Genomic DNA, 22,428 nt, shown 5'->3' with positions numbered 1-22,428 from the left:
ATATTGTCAAATCCTCGTCAAAGGAACTACAGCCTGAGTTTGGCAGTGGGTTTCCATTAGGCAATTGGAGCGTTATTGGCAGTTTTACAGATCATTTCCAACTGCGTACTTAGTGCCTAGTAAACAAACCTAGCCGGAGGAATTATACTGAATTTAGCGTGGGGATCTTTAACTCGGTGGCAGCTTGCGTAGCCAAACCACTGGCTAAAAAAAGAGAAAGACAAAAAGTTTTAATTTATTCATTTTTATCTTTTAGTGAAGCCTTTGGATTTTAAAGTAACTATAATTTTTTACTTATGACACAGATATCAAAAGACCTTCCTGGTTACCCAGAAAGGTCTTGTAGCATTGAATTGGTTCATACCAAATCAGCCCTTCACTCTACTAGTTCCATAAGGCCCGCGCTGTGGTCTTGACAGCATTGCCGAAGCTTCCTTGTCTCCAATGAAATCTTCTTTCTTTGGATCCCATTTGAGTTTACGACCTAGTTTCATCGCAGTATGCGCCAGAAGGCAGGCGGTACAGGATCGCTGTGCAATTTCTGCGTGACTGATCGTCTGCTTGCCGCTTTGGATGCTTTCAATCCAGTTTTGGTGTTGCTCAGGACTTTCGTAAAGATGAACTTCGTCCTTACCGATTACCGAACCCAGAATTTTGGGATCACTGGCATAAAATGCTTTGTTTTCCTTGGCAGAGGCTGCTGCTCCGGGATCTGATGCTGTTACACCCACGTTGCCGCGGGAAACAAAAATCCAGCCATCCGTTCCTTCGAATTTTACTCCGTTGGGATTGGTACCGCCAATTTCCATTTCTACACCGTTGGCATATTTAGAATGAACCAAAAAGTCGCCGTGAACGTCCCAAAGGCCCGAACCTGGAGCCGGGAAAGTGGCTGTACCTTCTATTTCTATGGGCCCGGTGAGTTCGGTATCCATTCCCCAATGCGCAATATCGATATGGTGGGAGCCCCAACCTGTAATCATGCCTGCACCAAACTGCTCCAAACGCAGCCAGCCTGGACGCTCATTCAGCATGTCTGTTGGTGAATGAACCCTATCCTTGGTGTAATAAATCTCTGGCGTAGAGCCCAGCCACATGTCATAGTTCAGATTGGAGGGAACGGGCATTTTATCGGGGTTTCCGCCAGCGGGGTCTCCAGGTAAGCCAACATACACCTTTTTAAGCTTGCCAATGCGGCCGTTACGTACCAGTTCACAGGTACGTTTGAACTGGCCCCAAGGATTCATAGACCGCTGTTGGCTTCCAAGTTGGAAGATGACCTTCTTCCTGATCACCATATCTGCCATTTGCCTTCCTTCTCGGATGGTAAGCGAAGTAGGTTTTTGCATGTAAATATGTTTACCGGCAGCCGCGGCCTCCATGGCAGGCTGGGCATGCCAGTGATCCGGCGTACTGATGATAACGGCATCGATATCCTTTCTGCCAAGGATTTCATGGTAGTCGTCGTAGGTCTTCACGTCCAGATATTTCTCCTTTCCGGTTCGTTCAGCATATTTTTTCTCAATCCAGACTTTACCCTTGGCCAGTCTGGTTTTATCCAGATCTGCTACAGCGATTACATGCGCAGCTTCATTTTTTATTACTTCTGGTAAGTCGTGCGACAGACCAATCCTCCCGAAGCCGATTTGCCCGATGTTGATCGTGTTACTAGGCGCGTTTTTACCAAAAACACTTGATGGCACAATCGTCGGGAACATGGAAGCAGCGATTATTCCTGCCGTTCCGGTTGCTGCCTTTTTCAGGAAGGATCTCCTGTCTGGGTTGTTTTCTTCTTTGATATTCATGTGATCCAGGATTATTAGTTCATAAATCGCCGGGCGATGCCTGACGTTAAAATATATAAGCCTTTCAGGCTAGCGTTTTCTTCATTCGCCGGCGTTGCCCTACCTTGAGAATGTAAGCCTTTCAGGCTTATGTTTTCTTCATTCGCCGGGCGTTGCCCGACGTTTAGGTATGATAGCCTTTCAGGCTAATATGGCGAATGGACTATTTTTTTCTTATTTCATCGTTTGGGGTTGTGGCGTAGGCTTTGCCGTAATTTCTTGGTTTTTGAGGCCCTATTGCCCATTCTATACTTCCCAGAATGTGCTTTTGAAGATCCTCTTTCAGGTAATCCCCTTTTTCATGGCCAAGGGAGGTATAAAACGCTCTTCCTCCGTCGTATTCATGCCACCAGACGGAGGGAAATACAGTACCAAAGGTATCCAGCGCCTTACCTCCCGGTTTTTGAATCGTGGTGTGATCGTTTACTGCCAATACATTCAGGTTGACTCCCAGTTCCTTGATAAAGTAGAATTCATCCCTTTCACGAACCCATTTGGCAGGCAGATGGGACAGTGACGGGTTTGTGGCGTCCAACACATTAACCGTAAAGCCCTGCCCCGGCTCATGCCAGAAGAATGTTCCTCCGAGAAGCCCCTTGAACCATTTCCATTTCCTTTCTGTACCAGACGCTGAATGCAGTCCCACAAAATTCCCTCCCGCCTGAATGTATCGCATGAATGCCACACGTTGCGCATCGGTATCAAAAACATCATTGTTGGTGTTGGAGAATACAAGTGCATCGTATTGTTTGAGATTGGCATCAGTGAACTTGGAGGGATCATCACTTACGTCCACCACAAAGCCATGCTGTTTGCTTAGGGATTGAATGGCAACAACTGAATTCGCGATATTATCATGCACATATCCCTGCCCATTTTTAGTATAAAACAGGATCTTCACCTTGTTCCATTTGATCTTTTGCGCCTGAGCACTTCCCACCGAAAGGATCGACAGCACAGCCACCAGATATAAAAGTTTGCCCGCTAGTTTCTTCATGAAAGATTAATTAAAATTAGGAATAGTACGAATCTGAATACTCAATTAAACAAAGGCTAAAAACCAATGGAATTACCGCCATCAACCGGTAAGGAAACGCCGGTGATAAACTTTGCCGCCGGTGATGCCAGGAAAACCGCCGCCCAGCCGATGTCATCAGGCTTGCCCCAAGTGCCCATAGGCGTACGGTCCATTGCCTTATCACGCCGCGCGGGATCTCCACCCATGGCGGTCAGCATCATAGGGGTTTCGATAAAACCGGGTGCTATCGCATTTACCCGGACGTTGTACGGGGAAAATTCAGTTGTCAACGCTTTCACCATCCCTCCTATTGCTGACTTGGAAGCGGTATAAGCCACCACGCGGTCAATCCCGTAAAGCGCCGCCATGGATGTAATCATAATAATGGACCCCTTTTTACGCTCAATCATTTTTTTACCTACTTCTCTCGTCATCGAAAATACCGCATGGAGGTTGGTTTGAATAACCTTATCAAAATCAGCATCTGTGACTTCAACGGCGTACTTTTTCATGTTGATCCCGGCATTATTGACCAGAATATCTATGGGCCCGTTTATTTCCTCGATCGCCTCTACCAATGCCGGAATGGTGTCCAGTTTGGTAATGTCATTGACGAAATAGGAAACCCGATCGCCAAGTGATTTTGCAGTTTGCTGTAAGACATCCTCTCTTCGTCCGGTTATTACCACCTTAGCACCTGCCTGAACCATGCATTGCGCAATATAATAACCAATACCGCTGCCACCTCCGGTAACCACAGCAAGCTGGCCTGCCAGTGAAAAAGTTCTATTGAATAAATTGCCGTCAGAGGGATTGTTGTCTTCGATCATGAAATCTCAATATAAGCGTTTAGTATGATTTAAGAAAAATGTAAGGATCTGCAGATACCCATTTCGAGTCCCCTCAGCTCAGCCAGTGCTTTAAGCCTGCCGATACCAGAGTAACCCGGATAAGTCCTTTTATGCAGATCGTCGAGCATCTGAAAACCATGATCGGGTCGCATAGGCAACTCTGAGTCCATAGAGCCCGCGTTTTTACGTTTCTGCTCTTCTTCCAAAAGTGCCTTTACCACCTCATACATATCCACATCCCCATTCAAATGCGGTGCTTCGTGAAAATTTCTCGTACCAATCTCTCTCTTTGTAGTACGCAAATGCACGAAATGTATCCGGTCTCCAAAGCGCTTAATGATTCTGACCAGATCGTTATCGGGTCGTACCCCTAATGACCCGGTACAAAACGTAATCCCATTTGCCGGGACATCACTCGCCCTCATAAGCTGGTCGAAATCCGCTTCTGTACTCACTACCCTCGGAAGTCCCAAGAGTGATCTTGGGGGATCGTCGGGATGAATGCAGAGATTGATCCCTAACGCCGCTGCCACTGGTGCTACTTGCTGAACAAAGTAGTATAGATTTTCACGAAGTTGCTTATCGCCTATGTCTGCATAAGCGTCCAGCAATGACTGAAATATAGCCAGATCAAATGCCTCCTCAGAACCCGGAAGTCCAAGCAAAACCGTGTTGGTGAGAACGTCGAGCTCATGGGCGGTCATGTTCTGAAATTTATTCAAGGCCGATTCCCGAATCTCCGGCTCGTAGTCTGCTGCAGCGTTGAGACGTTTAAGTATATAGAGATCAAACAACGCGAAGTCTTCCCAGACAAATCTTAACGTCCTATGCCCCTCCGGAAGCGTATAATCCAGTTGCGTTCGAGACCAGTCCAGAACGGGCATAAAATTGTAACAAACCGTCCTAATACCGCAACGTGCCAGATTTCGCAACGATTCCTTGTAATTTTCGATGTAAAGCGCACGCGAAGGCAGTCCTTTTTTGATATGTTCATGAACGGGAAGGCTTTCCACAACCAGCCACTCTAAGGAAGAAAACTGATCGTTGCCCGCTTCAATGACATTTTTTCTTTCTTCAATTGCCGCTACCTCCCATACATCCCCCACCGGAATCTGGTGCAAAGCGCTCACAACCCCGGCGCATCCTGCCTGGCGAATATCCATCAATGAAACCGGATCATTAGGCCCGAACCAGCGCATGGTTTGTATCATATTAATAATTTGTATCCGAATCTTATAAAGCTATAAATATCTAAATATTATTTTGCATTGTAACCGATTGCATTAAATTTAATAGCTTTGCCAAAACGTAGTCAAAAAAAGGGACAATGTAAATTAGGGATATTTAACAGACGCAATCAGTCGGATATTCCCCTACAAAGCCTTTCAGATTTAATCGATTATAGCTTTCAAAGGGGCCCGAAGGCCATTCTACCGCTCAAAGTATTATGGAAAAAGAGATCACCATCTACGACATTGCCAAAATATTAGGCCTATCCCCCGCTACGGTAAGCCGGGCGCTGAACGACCACCCGGCCATCAATATCAAAACCAAACTAACCATTGCGAACAAGGCTCGGGAACTGGGGTACCGGTCCAACACTTTTGCCAGTAATTTACGAAGACGCAGCACCAATACCCTGGGTGTGATCGTGCCGAGACTGAACAGTAATTTCATGTCAACCGTACTGGCTGGAATGGAAGCAGTGGCCAATGACGCTGGCTACAACCTCCTGATCAGTCAGTCGCTCGAATCATCAAAAAAAGAGAGAGCCAACGCGATAACGATGTATAACAGCAGGGTCGACGGCCTGCTCGTTTCCGTTGCCTACGACACGGATGGGTTTGATCATTTCGACGATTTTGTAAAAAAGAAAATCCCGCTCCTCTTTTTTGATCGGGTGCTGGAACATCCCGCCTGTACAGCCCTCGTTATTGATAATGTGCGGGCCGGATTTGAGGTTACATCACACCTTATTGAGCAAGGTTGCCGACGCATCATGCACGTTACCGGAAACTTGAAAAGAAATGTCTATGCAGGCAGGTTTCAGGGATATCAGGATGCGTTGTGCGGGGCCGGGATCGACTTAGAAGAATCCTTAACCCTAACAACAGATTTGAGCCAGGAAGCAGGGAAAGAAGTGGCTAAGCAAATCGCCGCAATGAGAATTCCTGTTGACGGAATCTTTATTTCAAATGACCTTTGCGCGGTAAGTTGTATCAAATCTCTGAAAGAAAAGGGATATGAAATACCCAATGATATAGCCGTGGCGGGATTCAACAATGATCCTGTATCGGAAGTGGTAGAGCCCAACTTAACAACTGTCTATTACCCGGGCCAGGAAATGGGCTCACTCGCCGTGACTACCATGATCAGTCACCTGAATGGCACACAAAATATTAATATGCATCAAACAATAAAATTGAAATCAGAATTGATAATCCGACAATCTTCTTTGCGGCGCTGTGAGTAAATCAGGAGCTCACATCCACTTTTCCAGGAGTTGCCCAATAAGCATTTGAAATGTCGCCACGACCATTGCTTCAACCTAATCTCTATTCTAATGCGGAAATTTTTCTGGCTTTATTTTATTTGTTCATCTGCCTCAGCGCAATCAAATGACTTTATTGACACTGCATTGATACCTTTCTGGAAAGGTAAAATAATGCATAATGAGTCGGTTCTGATGATTGCAAAAAATGGCCAGCCGGCAGAGGCCCGACTGCTTTTCAAACCGAAAAGGATTATTGCCGTAAAGAACGCCGGACAGAACATTGAATATACCAGAGGCGTAGACTGGGAATATAAAGATGGTAAACTACGATTGCTACCTGGCTCAAAGGCCATATTCATGACCGAGACTGCGCTTTATCCCGACAGCACCAAACGCTCATTTCCAAAACAGGGTGGCGACAGAATTCTTTTCAACGAAGGTTCATTTTTTCACGAAAAACAATTGGCAGTCACTTACAAACATAAACGAAACGCGTGGAAAGGTATTATTCCAAAATTTCAGGGGGAAAATCTGCCGCATAGCACCGAACTACTAAAGAAAAAACAGTCGATACATATTTTACTAAACGGAGACAGCATTTCGGCAGGAGCAAACGCAAGTGGCCGCTCCAAAGCAGAGCCAAACCTGCCCGACTGGGGCATCCTGATCAGTGAAAAGCTAAAACGCCATTACTACGCTGAGGTAAAATTTACAAATACGGCTGTGGGAGGTAAAAATTCTAAGTGGGGCAGGGACAATGTAGAAGAGCTGGTTCTTCGGCACAACCCGGATCTGGTGATCATCGCATTTGGCATGAACGATGGGACTGGAAAAATGTCTCCGCAGGCGTTTAAATCCAACATTTCTGAGATGATCAGACAAACCCGTGAGAAAAATCAGAAAGCGGAATTCATCCTGGTTTCCACCATGCTGCCAAATCCTGAATCGTTTTTTACGGGTACCCAACCCGAATTCAAAAAAGTGCTGGATGAACTGACCGGCCCTGGCATTGTGGTCGTTGACATGACCGAAGTGCATCGCGAGTTGCTGAAAAACAAATCATATCAGGATCTCACGGGCAACAACATCAACCATCCGAACGACTTCCTTATCAGATGGTATGCACAGGAGATAGCAGGTGTTTTGATTGATCAGGAATATGGAAAGTAGCTTGCGCGCATGATGAATTTCTATTGAAAATTGTTATTTTTGATGAAAAGCAGATGATTATGGAAGCAGTCGCTGAAAAACTTTATACTCTGGAAGAATACTTCGCCTTTTGCGAAACGCAGGAAGGCCGTTTTGAATTTGTAAACGGGGAAATTATAGAGATGTCAGGAGAATCAGTTGCAGCCAACCAGATTGCAGGAAACATACACTTTTATTTACGGGGTAAATTGGAAGATGGCCCTTACATTTTTGTACAAAATGCTGTGAAACTTCAAGTGAAGGAAGAGAAGATTTTCCGCATTCCAGATTTTCTCATTTTCAAGGAGACTGGAAACAATTTGAAGTATGCCACCGACCCGGTGATCATTGTGGAAGTACTTTCGGGAAGTACTGCTAAGACAGATCGCACCACCAAACTCAATGAATACAGGCTGATTCCGTCTTTACAATACTACCTGATTGTGGAGCAGGAAAGCTGTTTTGTTGAGATTTACATTCGTGAGGGCGAGCGCTGGTACGTGGAGCTCTACGACAAAATTGAAGAAAACATTAATCTGCCTCATTTCAACATTAGCCTGCCGCTCCGGTCGATTTACAAAAAAATTAATTTTCAGGCGACAAGCTGATCAGCGAACTTCCCGTAAAAAAACCTGTTGTGTGGAATCTTTGCCACTTACAACCAGCCTGTTAAAAGCAATATTTTTCCCATCAGGCGACCATACCATATTGGTAGGGGCAGGTGTTGTTGGTGAAGTCAGGAGGGAAAAACGATCGTTAAAAGCCGAACTTCCAACCTTACAAAGCACGATACTTCCATTCCAGACATAACTTACATGCTGGCCATCCGGGTGCCAGCGCACATTCCCCGATACATCTGAATCGTGTTCAGTGAGCTGAGTGGGTAGACCACCGTTTGGCGAAATCAAAAATACTTGTTGTATCCCTTTACTATCGTGAGAGAGGAAAGCGAGCGTACTGCCATCCGAAGAAGATCTCACGATACCGGTGCAGCCAGGATTTGGTGTATCGGCAGTACGTGTCAAACGCCTTTGTACCGTTCCTTTTGGTGGCATCGGAAAGCTGGTTTTAGTCCCTTCCAACGGCCCAAACTCTCCCGGTTGGGTAATGTCGTCAGGAATATCCACAATGAACACTTCCGGTACTTTCTTACCGTTTTTGTCGATCACAGTACCCAAAAATGCACGTGCCATTTGTTTCTTTCCATCTTTACCAACGTACCCATTGGCCCCAACCCAGCTATCGCTCGCCGCCAGAGATATTTCATCACTTCCCGGCGTAGGTTCAGGCACTACGCGGACCACCAGTGCACTGAACCATTCGCCAGAGACATTTTCTGCATCCTGATCAACCTTTACCGGTTTTATATTTTTTGACACCCCAATAGTCCTTAGGTTCATTTTTTTCCCGGTTGAATCTTCAAGCGCCTTCAGAATTGCGTCGTTATAAGTATAACCGATCCACTGCCCGTCACCACTCCATTCGTGGCGGTGTGTACCCCCACGCAGGGCTCCGGGGGTAAACGGAAAAGTTACGTCGCGCGCATCCATATATATCGGCACGTTAGGGTTTGCGTCCTTTATGATCACACCCGTCCTCCGCCATTGCTGGTAGGGATTTTCTTTGGTACTGTTATCGAGACCGTGGATAAATACCACCGCATTTTCTTTGGGACTGTAACTCACCGCACCCGCACCAGGCCCCCATACCTCACTGTTATTTTTGATTTCAAACAATATCTTCTTTTCACCTGAAATCACATTCACCTTTTCGATCTTTGAAGACGCTGCAATTCCGCCATCGTCTGTTCGGGTATCATAAACAAGCCATTCACCATCCGGAGAAAAATTATCGTTGTTGTCCAGATCATGATGATAACCGGGGTCACTGGTGATTTGTTTTTCTTCTATTGCGGTGTCTGTCTGGCAGGAATTCATGGATAAAAAGGTAAATACCGTTGCAAAAAGGTTTATTAACACTGACTTCATGGATGAAAAAGGAAATGCATAAGTTTGAACTTAGTTGCTCTATTTCGTTGGCGGGCTAATGACCTTCAAATACCTTCCCATCCAGTAAGGCAGCAACCATATATCACCGGCACTGTTCTCCGACCTCCCGCCTACACCATTACGGTCCAGATTGAATGTATTTCCGTTATGCCGTTGTACAGGGCGTTCATCAGGTGGCAATACCTCCTTTGTTGTCTGCCGGCGAAAGTTGGGTTCAATCAACTCGATATCTTTTCTGTGACTATTGACTATTTTCCAGTCTATCAGGTCCAAAGGATGCTCCTGCAGGAACCATACAGCCTCCTTGAGGTCAAACTGGGGAGTACCGGTCAAAGCGGTGAAAATGTTCCAGGCTCCTTCTTTTTCAGGCCTTTCGGCTTGCCAGTGATCTAAGATCTGCTCTTTGTATTTGGCTTTCAGGGTATCGTTAAAAGCATACCGGTATAAGCCCCAATATCCCAGGAAGTACATTTCGTCGTCGGAATGATTCCAGCCATCAGACATGTGTTTGGCATGATCATCAGCATCATCCGGTGCCTTTCCGATCACCTTCATGGAGCGCATCATGTTTTCCAGGTAACCGTATTTCGTCATCAGCTCAAATGCTTTCTTCTTATATTTTTCCTTTTTGGTAAAATGATAGGCTGTTTGAAGCATCGCCACAATATTGGAAGAATTTAGCTTTCGGTCACCTACATTGGTCGGAAAGGAGTTGACATAGTCGGGATGCCACTTGCCCCACAGGGTAGGTTTGCCGTCAAAATCGATCAGATACATGTCGTTTTTCAAGATGTGCGACATCACCGTGTCTATTAACACAATGGCTCTTTTTTTCAGATCGGGATCGTCCACGAGTTCTGCCATAGCCCCGAAGGCAAAAATGTGTCCAATCACCTCATCACTGCTCGTGGTGGATTTCCAATCCCATTCTTTGTCAGGAGCGTGTTGCCAACGTTCGGAGTCGCCCAGGCTCGAAATATGGCCGGCGCGTTCGAACGACCGGGCAGGGAAACCGGGTACCGGGTTGATGTCGTAAAGTCGTTCCATGGCATCGAAGGACTCCCGGCAGTATTGCAATGCAACAGGGTCTTTGGTGACACTATATCTGAAAATCTCGCCACCCAGGTACATGGATGTCCAAAGGCCGTCATTATCGGAATCCTCCATATAGCCAGTCCAGAGCTTTCCCCGATCCATGCCATCTAGCCCGGCATTAAAGCCATTCCGGATGTGCCTTGCACGAACTTGCTCTTCAAAGTACATGGCCTTTTCTTCCAGGGTCATCTTCTTAAATTCGATCTGCCCAATACCGGCAGTGGTCAACACCAAAACAGAATTTTTTGGCCCTTTCGATATTTGCAGTACGCGGTTACCAGGCAACCAGCGTTCGCCGTAATAATAATCAAACTTGCCATCGGCTCTCAGGGAAAATGCACCAATGTTGGAGCCAAACCACACCTTGCCGTTGATGGTTTCTACGGCTGTAATATGCGGCACCGGAAGTTTTCTTCTGATTTCACCCAATTGCTTTTTTGTGGCAATACTAAAGACAATATAGCCATCCGTTGTCCCAATGACGATGTTCTGATTATTTATATCGAATGCTGTGAAGTTATTTCCATCCAAAACTTTGGTGAGTGTGTTGTTGACGAAAGTGCTCAGTGATTTTTTACCTAAAATCCAAAACACACCTGTGCTCTGCTGAAAACGGAGACCAACAATCTCATCATTTGCAAGACTTCCCTTCCAAAGGCTTTTGGAGTCTTTGATCAGCTCCAGGGAGTGACCATCCGAAACCATAAATGCAAATTCTTTACCTCCTACAAATAAACTTGCCTTTGGAAGCGTGTGTGCAGAAAAAAGCTTTCCTGCCCAGGCATTACTGAAGACCACCGCATTGGTAAGGTACACCAGCTGCCCCTGATAGTTGCCTACCGATGATATCTTCTTGTCACTCATGAAGCGGTAATAATTATCAGGTTCTATACTTCCGTGATACAAGAACTGGCCGTCAAAAGGATGCTGAAGGCCTTTATCGGATAGAATCTGTACTTTTCCGTTCCAATCCGAGGCAATATGGCTTACACGGGATTTGGTGGTATCACTGTAATATTTGATGCTGTAATCTTGCACGAAGGGCTTATCCGAATGCATCGGTTGCTTCCCGGCTCGCTGGCCGTAAGAGGGAATTCCGGAAATGGCTAAAATGATAAATGTTAAAAAGCGGTGCTTGTACATAAGAATTTACATTGATTAATATTCGGGTGTCAGGCGCAAATTTTACTGTTGTGTGGTGATTTTTTGGGGATCCATTACCACATATTTGATCGATTTCTGACCTTGGTCGGGGTGGTACGAATAGGTCATGTGTAGTAATCCATCCCGGGTTTGGATCAGCGAGGGGTACGAAAATCCCCCTTTTTTAGTAAGGTCATTTTCTACGAAGGTCTTCCATTTCCAGGTTTTACCTTCATCGTCAGAAATACGGAGGCTCAGCTGATAACGGCCGTCATAAAGCTCATTACCAAGAAATGCCCATTTGCCATCCTGTAAAACCAGAAGCTCCACACTAGCCGTATTGGGAATCTCCATTTTGGCAGTAGCCGTCCAGCTTTCACCTCTGTCAGACGATTCACTGAAATGCACCCTGGTTGGCTCGTCTCCGCTGTCGCGCATATAAGCAACCAGATTTCCATTTTTCTTCTTTACTACCGCCGGCTGAATAGGTCCACGACCAACCACCGGCAGGCCAGGGCGCCAGGTATCACCGTTATTGTCCGAAATAGCCATAAGCGACAAGTTGAATCCATCTGAATAAAGAGGTAATACGATGCGTCCGTTATCCATGAGAAGGGGCTTGATGCGGGTCATCCAGCCAAAGCTTCTCTTCGGGACATCCTTTGCTGCCTCCATGATCATTTTATCATATTTTGGTGCGTAGCCAGCCCATCCTGCCTGCAGTTCAGGAAGATGTTTGAATTTTAATGCGATCTCTCCGGCAAATTTATCATCAGGTTTCAGCAACATGATATCCTGGTTGTTCCAAACAGGGGCGCCGCTTTTCGTATAGTCTACCGATGTTTTAAACCGCAAAACAGACTGCTCCCATGCGTTGGCCTGGACAGCAATCCACACCAGAAACAGCTTTCCTTCGCCATTCAGAAACAACACGGGATTACAGTCAGGAATGTTATAAGTATCTGCCATCAAAAATGGTTCAGCCCACTTCTTTTCTCCCTTTTTAAGTCGGGAGCCCATAATTTTCACATCATCCGCCGTACGCTCCCCTGTTCCATAAAACCATACAGCCAAAAAATCCCCGTTTGGCAGACTTACAACGCTGCTGCCATGTGCATGTTTCTCCTGCAAAGGAAATATCAGCGTCTGGCTTACAATGGGGGATGATTGCCCCAGGCATAGTTGCACTGCAAATAAAAAAAGAAAAGGGCTTAATAGTATTTTCATGATCCGTATCAAAAGCTGCCGGAAAGACGATGGCTTAATTTTGTTTCTCGTATTACCTTCCCAAATGAGCAACGGGCTATTTTATTTTCTTCCGTCTTTCCAGAAGTTCCCTCCAGGTGGTCAGTACAATGCCTTGTGATTTGATGTATGCTTTAAGCTCGGGATCCATCATGGAAAGCATATCTGCATAACGCGACCCACCCGATCCGCTTATTTGCTTAAATTCTTCCGTAATATCACTGCTGTGCACGATGAGCATGGCTACGCCGGGCTGCATGTTCTCAAGGGCTTCTATCCATTTTTGGGCTTTGTATTTTCCCCACGCTGCCGCGGTTGCATTTCCCCCAGGCACTTTCCAGTCGCCACTGTTGGTGTGCAGGTCGTCCAAAACCGGCAATCCTGCTTTCCAGATCATTTCACCAATTTCCTTTGTTTTCTTCAGGGTTTCCAGATCGGCACGTTTTGCTTCATTCAAAAGTTTGTTGTTGCCCCCTGGAAACATCACGGGAATGCCGTACTCAATACCCACCTTTATATATCGTTCCAAAAACGGAATATGGGCAAATAGTGTACCCATATGCGAATCAAGGTGGGTGGGTTTCAGACCCATCTTAAGGGCCCGCTCTACCTGCGCCCGTATTTCGGTTTCGACCATATCTGCACTGGCATTTTTCACAACCTGCTCCACCTGGTGCCACATACAACCTTCATCGTCCACCAGACCCGGTGAATGGCTTATCCCATTCAACGGAGGCCAGCGATACTCCTGCCACTCGGAAGTGAGCGTTAGATGTAAACCTGCATCCACAGAAGGATTTTTCTTCACATACTTGGCAAAACTAGCTGCCCAGGGGCAGGGCATCATGATACTTGCCGAAGTGGCCACCCCTTCCTCAATAGACCTGATGGTTCCTCGGTTGGAAGAGTACGACATACCTGCATCATCTACATGAAAAATGACCACCTTGGTACCCTTTGGCCATCCTAATTTCTCTGCATACGTCTTTTCTGTCTGCGCCATAATATTACCAGTCACGTGCATGAGCAGCAGGCAAATAATAAAATTAATTTCGATTCGCTTTTTCATGGTTTATTCGTTTAGCTATTATTGTTGATTGCATCTGCATTTAAAATCGGGTTTATTCAATCATTTTCAAATACCTGCCCATCCAGTAAGGAAGTAGCCAGAACACCGGTTCTCGCTCTGTGTGCGGGTTCCCCCCTACCACCGTCCAGGGGTTTTTATCCCATCTTACTGTCATCCGTAAACTTGCCTTTTGCAATTCATTCACCTGCTCATCTTCTAATACTGGTGTTCGCACGATTCGTACGTCTTCACGTTTACGGTGATCAATGGGCCAGTCCACCAGATCGAGGGGTGTATCGATGAGAAAGTCCACCGAATTCTTCAATTCAGCCTTGTTACCAGTTGAATAGCAGTAGATGAAATTAATGAGTGGGTTGTGGTCACCCTTTCGTTTGTCGTACCATCGGTCCAGGTGATTTTTGTAAAATTTGAGAATTTCAGGATCTTTTTCGCAGTGAATCAATATCGGATAAAGATAGGCTTGTAATACCACATCAAAATAGATCAGCCAGGCAGGGTTTTGATTGGTAACCTCTGACATGTTTTTGATGTATCCCTCCTTTTGGATCAGGCGCATGTACTCGCTTTGGTACTTTTCATTGGCCGTCATATGATAGGCCAGCTTCAGAAATGCCAGCATTTCCATGGAGTTCTGGTTCCTGTCTGGTAGCCATTCCGGGTCCCGGTTCAGTTTATCGGGAGACCACACCGACCAGCGCGTGTGCGTTCCGTCAACGTCTACAAGATTATAGTTATTTTTAATAAGGTGGTCAACGATTTTACCTACGTGGCGGGCAATTGCTTTTTTCTCTGTATCATCGGCCACGAGCGTGTAGTAAAAATAATAGCCAAACATATGCCCGCACATTTCATCGCTGCTGGTATCCCCTTTCCAAAGCCATTTACCATCGGCCGATTTATGCCAGCGTACCTCCACGGGCTTGTTGCGCGGCTCCCTAACCAGCTCGTCTGCCCGCTCACGTTCCGTGTAGGTTCTGTTCCCATCGTGCATTTTAGTCCAGTCAGCGGGAATAAATGTTCGGGCAAAAAAACCATCCGTACCCGTTATTTCCTGAAGTTGCATCAAAAAGCCGAATGCCTTTTTTGCATTTTCCTTCGCCTCCGGATTTTTGGTAGATGCATACCTGAAACTTTCCATGGCCAGATAGTTACCCGTATATTCTCCGTCATTATCATCATCCTCGGGCTCCCATTGGGTGGTATCACCAGCAACCGGCAAATGACATTGTCCGGCAATCCATGGCGCCCGAATATGACGTTTCATGAGCACATCGTAGAAAAAATCACTTTTTTGCGCCAGGGTCATTTTCTTTTTCATGATGGCGCTTACCCCTTTCGGAGTGGCAATCCAGGCGTTGCCCTTGTTGTCAAAGGCAATGTCATTGACCTGGTCATCCAATAACCAGCGTCTTGAAAACCGTAAAGAATGTTCGCCAGTCCCGGAATACCTTACAACACCGTTTTGCGTTCCCACCCACATGGTTTTATCCGGGCTATAGTTAACCGCCGTTACATATACGGAAGGAATTCCATCTGCCGGCTTGAGCAATTTTAACCTTTCTTCATCATGACGGATCGTAACACCGCCCAAGCCACCGATCCACAAGTGGCTGTTTTCATCAAGCGCCAAACCCTTCGCATAGCCACTGATGAGATCATTGGTGCTGTAATAATGCTTCGTCTGCGTTTCAGTCCAGTGATACAAGCCCACGTCCGAGGCAATCCAGAGACCATGATCATTGTCGGATATTACATCCCGAATTCCCTTGGCAATAATGGCATCTTTTTTAATAAATCCTTTACCGTTATCGAACCAAAGGCCACCAGGCCCTAATGCATAAATGCCTTCGGATGCCGGGCATACTACCGAAATGGGGCCTTGAGGTATCTTCTTTTTTTCAACTTTGCGATCATGGACCCTGTAAAGACCATCCCACGCTCCTATCCACACCACCGACTGTTTGTCAACTGCGATGGAATAAGCAGGGCCGTTGCTGCTATCGGGAAGTACACCAACCCAGTTCCTGGCATTAAATTCTTTTCTGAAAGCCCCTGCTGCGGTGGCAACCCAAATATTGGAAACCGCGTCCACAGCGATACTCCTTACTTCATTAGCACCAGGAATATCACTCACCGGATATGGTTCATGATATTCCTGAACGAAGGAAGTGTCCTTCCACACTCCGTTGCTCTGGGGGTTCTCATGCTTTTTGCATGAGAAAAAAAACAACAAAAGGATGGTTGCCGAGAACAGGCTTTTGAGCATGATCGTAGTGTATTGGATTGCTATTAACATTTTTAACAAGCACGCACTTTTTCAAAAACCCGATCACCCACCTCCACTATATCAGGCCTCAGCAAGGTTTGCCTCTTCCTGAAACAACAGCGACACAAGCTTTTTATATTGAGAGAAATCCGGAATCAAAAGCTGGGCACCTGCCTTTACCAGACGAGGACGTTTCAACGGATTATGTCCAAATCGTTGCAGTTCGTTACTTGTTATGCCCACAGAGATTCCCCCGGCTCTTCTTCCCTCACGTACTTCATCGGGCCCGTCCCCAAATACGGCCAGTTCATGGCCATTCAGGTTGTTATCACGAATGATTTTTTCAATGATCATTTTCTTGGAAAACTTGGTGAAGTCTTTCAGCGCTCCGTAGATTCCTCCATCGAACAGATCGGCGTAGCCCAGCATTTCAGCTTCGTTTCTTACGTCCTCGGCATCGGTTCCACTGGCCAGGTACATGGTAACACCTCGCTTTTTCAATTCATAAAGAAAAGCAACAGCACCTTTCATGGTATAATCCTCCTGCCCCAGTTCACCAGCCAGTAGCTTATCCGTACGCTTGTTGACCATTTCCATCAAGCCGTCGTTATATAGTTGCTTATATTGGAACTTGTCAAGTATTTTTTCTTCCGGTACATAGCCAAACTCACGCACCAGCGCCACGAGCCCCTCCATCTGGTAGATCGTCTGAATGCCCGTTGTTTTATGAATAAATTCCTTACATACGGCTATTAACTTATTGTAAGTATTCGCATCCACCGTTTCGTAATGATCTCCCAAGATAGATTTCATCATAACAGGCTCCATAATTTCTTCCCAGCCCTGACGCAATGAGCTGATCGTTCCGTCGTGGTCAAACACGGCATAACGGATGTGTCCAAGTTTTTCGAGTACTCCCGGCTCACAAAGTTCAAATTCCGTCCCTTCCACATATTTCGCATTCCTTTCGTTAGCGGCCAGGTCGGCATTAAAGATCAGATCATAATCACTGCTTATTTTAAGGATCTCATCACCCGAAGCAGTACCGGTGGTATACACTTTCTGAACCGTTACAGCCGCCGCGAAATTGGCGAAACGCGCTGCATCTTCCGAAGATACGCCAGCAGCAAGGCATAGGGTCAAAGCACTGATGGTTGTATCACCCGCACCAACTGTATCGAGCTTGTTCTTCAACGCCAGGCCATGTATCTCGGCAATGCGTTCCGCATCAAAGGCTATCACTCCTCTTTCTCCACAGGTTACAAAAACAGGCTTGGCTGATTTCTCAAACACCGTTCTACCATACCGTTTTACTTCACTGATCGGAACAGAATCTCCGGGCTCCACCGCTACCCCTACCAGCGAAGCTACTTCTCTGTCGTTTAATTTACGGTATGTTCCCTCAAATCGGTCATTGAAATGCCTGGAATCAAGCATTACGATCTTGTCGTTGTATTTTGCAAAAAGCGCATTAGCTCCTTCTATAAACGACTCGTTGGTAATACTCCCAATTACCTGCTGATTGAAAATGAGCGCATCGCAATCTTGCAAAGTTTGCTCCAAAGCAGCCAGTATGAGGTTATCCGTTTCTGTATCTCTTTGGTTATATACCCCAAAGTCAATCCTTGGCTCTTCCTTCCCGTCCACATGTTTTTTCAAATAGCTATATGTACTGAAGCCCTCCTTCTGAATAAACATGGAAGTTGTATCGGCGCCTAAAGCCTTCAGCTGAGACGTCAGCTCTCTGCCGTGCATATCGTCGCCCACCACGCCGATCACACGGATCGATGCCGGGTTAAGCGCTGCCAGGTTGGCCACTACATTGGCGGCGCCACCCGGCGTATAATATTGTTCCTCTACGGCTTCTGCCTGAAGGCCCGTTTCAATTGAAATCTCGGAACCTCTTGGATCCATGATCCAATAGGAATCCAGGCAGAAATCGCCATAAACGGCAATTTTAACCGCAGCTATTTTTTCTAAAATCGTACTGATTTGATTTTGGTCCATTGCAATAATATTCTTGGTTCGGTAAGGAATAGATGGTTCAGGGGTTCGTGCTTTGAAGTCCCTTTATATAATTGATATACTGGTTTTACCGGAAGGCAGGCTATCCGGGCAAAAACGGTTTTAATGAGAAGATGGGTTGGCCCAAAATCCAGAGGTATTGCTTTTCCTGCGTCTAATTCATTAGAACCTCAACCCCTAATTCCTACATTATGTGCCTTTTACCCTTCCATTTTACCAATTCATTAATTAATCATTACTAGTTCATCAAAAATGCGCAACTTGCGCAAATTGAAGATTTTTTTACGCAAGTTGCGAAATACAAGTTAAAACCATTCCGTACTTTTATCATCACAATTTAGAAGACACCACACAGAAGGAAACATTGCACAAATAATACCCGACCATATTAAAGCCTGCGGTATTGATGTTTTAAAATATTTTATTCCATAAAGAAGCGATAATACTAATAAACCAAGACATCATATAGCCCTGTAAATTGACATACAGGCAATTGTACTCAGCTGAGAATTAATAGAATAATTTAAAATCTAGCAAGTTTAATTTTAGGATCATTAGTCTCTAACCCTATAGAAAAACCCTTACTAACGTGGCATTTCCAGACGAAAATACTCTACTCAAAGTTACCCAGGGAGACGAAGCTGCCTTTGCAGAACTTTACAACTATTACAAAGGACCTGCGCTGCGTTTCTCTATGTCCCTTCTTAAAGATGAGGAGGAAGCCGAAAATATGATGCAGGATGTTTTTCTAAAAATATGGATTAAACGTTCTCATATTAAGCCGGATCACAATTTCACCTCCTATCTTTTCACATGCCTTAGAAACATGGCATTTGATCATTTCAAAAAAATGGAGAAAAATGAGCTGCTTCGTAAAAACTACATGGATGCCATGCTCACGGCGTCAGACGACGAAAAGGAAGAGAAAGAACGCAGGTTGCACGTTGTCCAAAAAGCGGTTGAAGCGCTGTCTATGAAGCGTAAGCTGATACTTAAACTGAATATTGAAGATGGGAAGTCATATCAGGAAATTGCCGAATTTTTAAGAATTTCCAAGAACACTGTTAAAAACCAGCTTGTAAAAGCAAAACAGATCCTGAGAGAAAAGGTAGATTTCGCTACGACCTGATAAGAATTAAAATTGGTTTCATAAGTTGCGCAGGCGATTCCGGCAGAATATTTTATCTGGCGGAACGAAAACAAAAGAGGTGCTCAATCAAATTGGGCACCTCTTTTTGTCTTCCTAATTGGACTTTCAAGTACTATTTCAGATCGGCAAGCTTACCCAAATCAATATCTTTGATTGACTCCTTCATCTGATCTACCGAGACATTGTCGCCATGGACGTTCACAACAAAACGATCCGCTACCAGCACGTTTATTTCCCCATTCTTACCTTCATTATCGTATTTTTCGAATGCCTTATAACCTTCAATTTTAGTGGTCTTTTCGTAACCGGTTGACGTCTCCTTGTCAATATCTGCCATACTCCATGCGGCCATAGCCATAGTGGCCATTCCTGCAATCCCTCCGGTATCAACAATCTCTATACGGATAGACCCACCGGCATCATTACCAAAACTACCCTTTGCCATAGACACTGTAAAGCCCATTGCTCCCGTCTTTTCACCGGTTGCCTCGGTACGTTTGAGGCCTGCCGTCGTTTCAGGAAGTAAGGCTTTCAATTCACGGAAATCAATAGGGTCCACAGTCTTTTTGTCACCCATTTCCTTTGCATTGTCGGCAAACTGCTGCAAGGCATCTACTGCGTTTTTAGGCTCTTCCTGCGCAGCCTCTTCTTCCCCTTTGTTACCGCCACAACTCAACAAACCGAACACTGACACAAATGCCAGAGATAGAATAAATGTTTTTTTCATCATTTCAGATTTTAGGATGATGCAATTTAAACAAAAACCGAATGGGAAATGAAGTCAGTTAGTAACCGGTCAGACTGAGATATTAAACAGCCCTTTTCCTGGATTGAAGTATAAAATAAATACCAAGCAAGACTACCGGAATACTCAATATTTGCCCCATATTCAATGCATAATTGGCCTCAAAAGACTCCTGATTTTCCTTAATGAACTCATACAAAAACCGCAGCGTAAATACCCAAACAAAAAATATCCCTACCAGAAGACCTCTTGGCGTATTTTCCTTGAATTTATTCCACAACCAAAACAGCAGTACAAAAAGGATCATGCAGGAAATAGACTCATAGAGCTGTGAGGGATGCCTGGGGATTTGCTGAAACTCCAGATTTTGTTTGAATATAACGCCCCAAGGCATGTCCGTTGGCGTACCGACGATTTCGGAATTCATGAAGTTGCCAAACCGTATAAATGATCCCGCAAGAGCAACGAGTATCACGATCCTGTCCGCAACCCAGGCGAAGGTTTGCCCGGTGGCTTTCCTGCTCCTAGAGTACAAATACAACCCGGCGATAATACCAATGACCGCACCATGGCTCGCCAGGCCCGAGTAGGGAGGTATGATCACATCAAGCGGACGGGTAAACAGGGTTTCGGGTTCATAAAAAAGAAAATGGCCTATGCGGGCACCCAGCACCGTGGAAATAACCATATAGAGTGTCAGCGCATCAATATCCTCCAGTGGCTTGCGCTCTTTTTTGAAAATATGTACCATGATCTGCTGACCGATGAGAAAGCCGCCGGCAAACAGCAACCCATACCACCGGACAGGAAACGGACCGTACCCAAAAATCTCAGGAATTGTAAAAATTTCGGGATTCACATCCCACAGTATATAGGAAATCATGCTTTTATGGTGTTAATTGTCGAAGCTAATTATGCTTGATTCGTTGGTTTTATTACTCAATCTAAATTTAATTCTTATTCGGGATACGGCCTGTCGTTTTCAGCTACAAACACCCGATTGCCCAATTTGCCATTTACACAAGAAACAAAATGAAATTTTTACTCATCGGACTGGTTCGAATTTATCAGGGTGTGTTATCTCCATATCTGCCCAACTCCTGCCGGTATTCGCCCACTTGCTCCCAATACATGATCGAGGCTGTACAAAAGCACGGCGCGATCAAAGGCGGTTGGATGGGGCTGAAACGATTTGCCAGATGCCATCCCTGGGGTGGGCATGGACATGACCCCGTACCCTGATTGCAACCCGACGCTATCACCCAATTGCCACTTTTCGTAAAATGGAATCAATGATCGTGGTGGTTCTTACATTATCCGCTTCCGCTTCATAATTTAACAGGATCCGATGGTTCATAATGTCCGGAGCAAGCTCCTTGATGTCTTCGGGCAACACATAATCACGTCCTTCGAGATAAGCCAGGGCCTTTGCAGCCCGGTTCAGAAAAATAGTTGCTCTCGGAGATACGCCAAACTGAATGTACCTAGCTTCGTCCCTTAAGCCATAATCCAGCGGCCTTCGGGTCGCGAACACAAGTTCGATAATGTATCGTTCCAGGGTATCCGAAATGTTGACCTTATTCACGTTGTCACGGATGGCGAAAATATCTTCTTTATTGAGAATGGGCCTGATCTGATACTCAAAGCTAATATCTGACATACGCCTCATCACTTCCAGCTCCTCCTGTTTGTTCAGATAATCTACATACACCTTCATCATAAAGCGATCGACCTGGGCTTCGGGCAGCGGATAGGTTCCCTCCTGTTCCACCGGATTCTGCGTTGCGAGCACAATGAAGGGCTTATCCAGCTTATAGGTCTCATCGCCGATGGTGACCTGCTTTTCCTGCATCGCTTCGAGCAGTGCCGATTGCACTTTCGCCGGGGAGCGATTCACCTCATCGGCCAGTATGATATTGGAAAATATCGGCCCCTTTTTAACCTCGTAGTCTCCGATTTTGGGCTTGTAAATCATGGTACCGATCAGGTCGGCGGGAAGCAGATCGGGCGTAAACTGGATCCGGCGAAAATCGAGCTGGAGTACTTTGGCCATCACATTGATGGTCAATGTTTTGGCAAGCCCGGGGACACCTTCAAGAAGTACATGACCACCTGTAAACAAGCCAATGAGAAGCCGGTTGAGAAGCCGGTCCTGGCCCACTACCACTTTGCCCATCTCGTCGAGTACCTCCTTTATTTTTTCTAAATACATCTTGCTGGTTTAAATTTCACAACGTAGGCTCCGGCGTCAGGCAAAAATTTTAA

General features: G+C 45.6%; 18 protein-coding genes. 5 read left to right on the top strand and 13 right to left on the bottom strand.

Annotated elements, in window-relative coordinates; translation table 11 throughout:
- Positions 1-368 precede the first annotated feature (368 nt).
- The 4 genes from DYADSP32_RS22305 to uxuA form a co-directional block, all read right to left on the bottom strand.
- Entirely contained in the window at positions 369-1,805 is a 1,437-nt protein-coding gene (locus DYADSP32_RS22305) for a Gfo/Idh/MocA family protein (protein WP_149240690.1), read from the bottom strand.
- Positions 1,806-2,007: 202 nt separating this feature from the next.
- Complete coding sequence (locus tag DYADSP32_RS22300) at positions 2,008-2,841, bottom strand: ThuA domain-containing protein (protein ID WP_149240691.1); 834 nt, start codon at positions 2,839-2,841, stop codon at positions 2,008-2,010.
- 56 nt (positions 2,842-2,897) lie between these two features.
- The gene (locus DYADSP32_RS22295) at positions 2,898-3,692 is read right to left on the bottom strand and encodes a glucose 1-dehydrogenase (protein WP_149240692.1); all 795 of its coding nucleotides are present in this window, start codon (positions 3,690-3,692) and stop codon (positions 2,898-2,900) included.
- Between the two features lie 29 nt (positions 3,693-3,721).
- Positions 3,722-4,924 carry a mannonate dehydratase gene (uxuA, locus tag DYADSP32_RS22290; RefSeq protein ID WP_149240693.1) on the bottom strand — a complete coding sequence of 401 codons (1,203 nt, stop codon included), beginning with the start codon at positions 4,922-4,924 and terminating at the stop codon, positions 3,722-3,724.
- A gap of 236 nt (positions 4,925-5,160) precedes the next feature.
- Between uxuA and DYADSP32_RS22285 the strand changes: the two genes are divergently transcribed.
- The 3 genes from DYADSP32_RS22285 to DYADSP32_RS22275 all read left to right on the top strand — a co-directional run bounded on the left by DYADSP32_RS22285 (position 5,161) and on the right by DYADSP32_RS22275 (position 8,003).
- Positions 5,161-6,186, top strand: coding sequence for a LacI family DNA-binding transcriptional regulator (locus tag DYADSP32_RS22285; RefSeq protein ID WP_149240694.1), 1,026 nt, complete (start codon positions 5,161-5,163; stop codon positions 6,184-6,186).
- Between the two features lie 213 nt (positions 6,187-6,399).
- On the top strand, positions 6,400-7,377 hold the full coding sequence (locus DYADSP32_RS22280) for an SGNH/GDSL hydrolase family protein (protein ID WP_414617978.1): 978 nt from the start codon (positions 6,400-6,402) through the stop codon (positions 7,375-7,377).
- A 59-nt stretch (positions 7,378-7,436) separates the two neighbouring features.
- Positions 7,437-8,003 carry a Uma2 family endonuclease gene (locus DYADSP32_RS22275; protein WP_149240696.1) on the top strand — a complete coding sequence of 189 codons (567 nt, stop codon included), beginning with the start codon at positions 7,437-7,439 and terminating at the stop codon, positions 8,001-8,003.
- Here DYADSP32_RS22275 and DYADSP32_RS22270 read toward each other — a convergent pair whose 3' ends face one another.
- From DYADSP32_RS22270 to DYADSP32_RS22245, 6 genes are all read right to left on the bottom strand, one after another.
- Positions 8,004-9,332 (bottom strand): DUF3748 domain-containing protein, encoded by a 1,329-nt coding sequence (locus tag DYADSP32_RS22270; protein WP_149244716.1) that lies wholly within the window; start codon positions 9,330-9,332, stop codon positions 8,004-8,006.
- A gap of 90 nt (positions 9,333-9,422) precedes the next feature.
- The gene (locus tag DYADSP32_RS22265) at positions 9,423-11,642 is read right to left on the bottom strand and encodes a hypothetical protein (protein ID WP_149240697.1); all 2,220 of its coding nucleotides are present in this window, start codon (positions 11,640-11,642) and stop codon (positions 9,423-9,425) included.
- A 42-nt stretch (positions 11,643-11,684) separates the two neighbouring features.
- Positions 11,685-12,869, bottom strand: coding sequence for an exo-alpha-sialidase (locus DYADSP32_RS22260; RefSeq protein WP_149240698.1), 1,185 nt, complete (start codon positions 12,867-12,869; stop codon positions 11,685-11,687).
- A gap of 76 nt (positions 12,870-12,945) precedes the next feature.
- A complete protein-coding gene (locus DYADSP32_RS22255; RefSeq protein ID WP_414617977.1) occupies positions 12,946-13,956 on the bottom strand; it encodes a polysaccharide deacetylase family protein in 1,011 nt (336 codons plus the stop codon).
- Positions 13,957-14,008: 52 nt separating this feature from the next.
- A complete protein-coding gene (locus DYADSP32_RS22250; RefSeq protein ID WP_414617976.1) occupies positions 14,009-16,273 on the bottom strand; it encodes a regulator in 2,265 nt (754 codons plus the stop codon).
- A 51-nt stretch (positions 16,274-16,324) separates the two neighbouring features.
- Positions 16,325-18,250, bottom strand: a complete 1,926-nt coding sequence (locus DYADSP32_RS22245; protein WP_149240699.1) for a PfkB family carbohydrate kinase — start codon at positions 18,248-18,250, stop codon at positions 16,325-16,327.
- A 607-nt stretch (positions 18,251-18,857) separates the two neighbouring features.
- Between DYADSP32_RS22245 and DYADSP32_RS22240 the strand changes: the two genes are divergently transcribed.
- Positions 18,858-19,397 (top strand): sigma-70 family RNA polymerase sigma factor, encoded by a 540-nt coding sequence (locus tag DYADSP32_RS22240; protein WP_149240700.1) that lies wholly within the window; start codon positions 18,858-18,860, stop codon positions 19,395-19,397.
- 133 nt (positions 19,398-19,530) lie between these two features.
- On the opposite strand, the gene DYADSP32_RS22235 is transcribed toward DYADSP32_RS22240, so the two are convergent.
- Together DYADSP32_RS22235 and lgt are read right to left on the bottom strand one after the other, a co-directional pair.
- A complete protein-coding gene (locus DYADSP32_RS22235; protein ID WP_414617975.1) occupies positions 19,531-20,148 on the bottom strand; it encodes a hypothetical protein in 618 nt (205 codons plus the stop codon).
- A gap of 79 nt (positions 20,149-20,227) precedes the next feature.
- The gene (lgt, locus tag DYADSP32_RS22230; protein WP_149240701.1) at positions 20,228-21,046 is read right to left on the bottom strand and encodes a prolipoprotein diacylglyceryl transferase; all 819 of its coding nucleotides are present in this window, start codon (positions 21,044-21,046) and stop codon (positions 20,228-20,230) included.
- A gap of 149 nt (positions 21,047-21,195) precedes the next feature.
- Between lgt and yidD the strand changes: the two genes are divergently transcribed.
- Positions 21,196-21,405 (top strand): membrane protein insertion efficiency factor YidD, encoded by a 210-nt coding sequence (gene yidD / locus DYADSP32_RS22225; RefSeq protein ID WP_149240702.1) that lies wholly within the window; start codon positions 21,196-21,198, stop codon positions 21,403-21,405.
- A gap of 16 nt (positions 21,406-21,421) precedes the next feature.
- On the opposite strand, the gene DYADSP32_RS22220 is transcribed toward yidD, so the two are convergent.
- Positions 21,422-22,375 carry an AAA family ATPase gene (locus DYADSP32_RS22220; RefSeq protein ID WP_149240703.1) on the bottom strand — a complete coding sequence of 318 codons (954 nt, stop codon included), beginning with the start codon at positions 22,373-22,375 and terminating at the stop codon, positions 21,422-21,424.
- Positions 22,376-22,428 lie beyond the last annotated feature (53 nt).

This window comes from Dyadobacter sp. 32, from assembly GCF_902506755.1.
Lineage (GTDB): Bacteria > Bacteroidota > Bacteroidia > Cytophagales > Spirosomataceae > Dyadobacter.
This window is presented reverse-complemented; position numbering and strand designations above follow the sequence as displayed.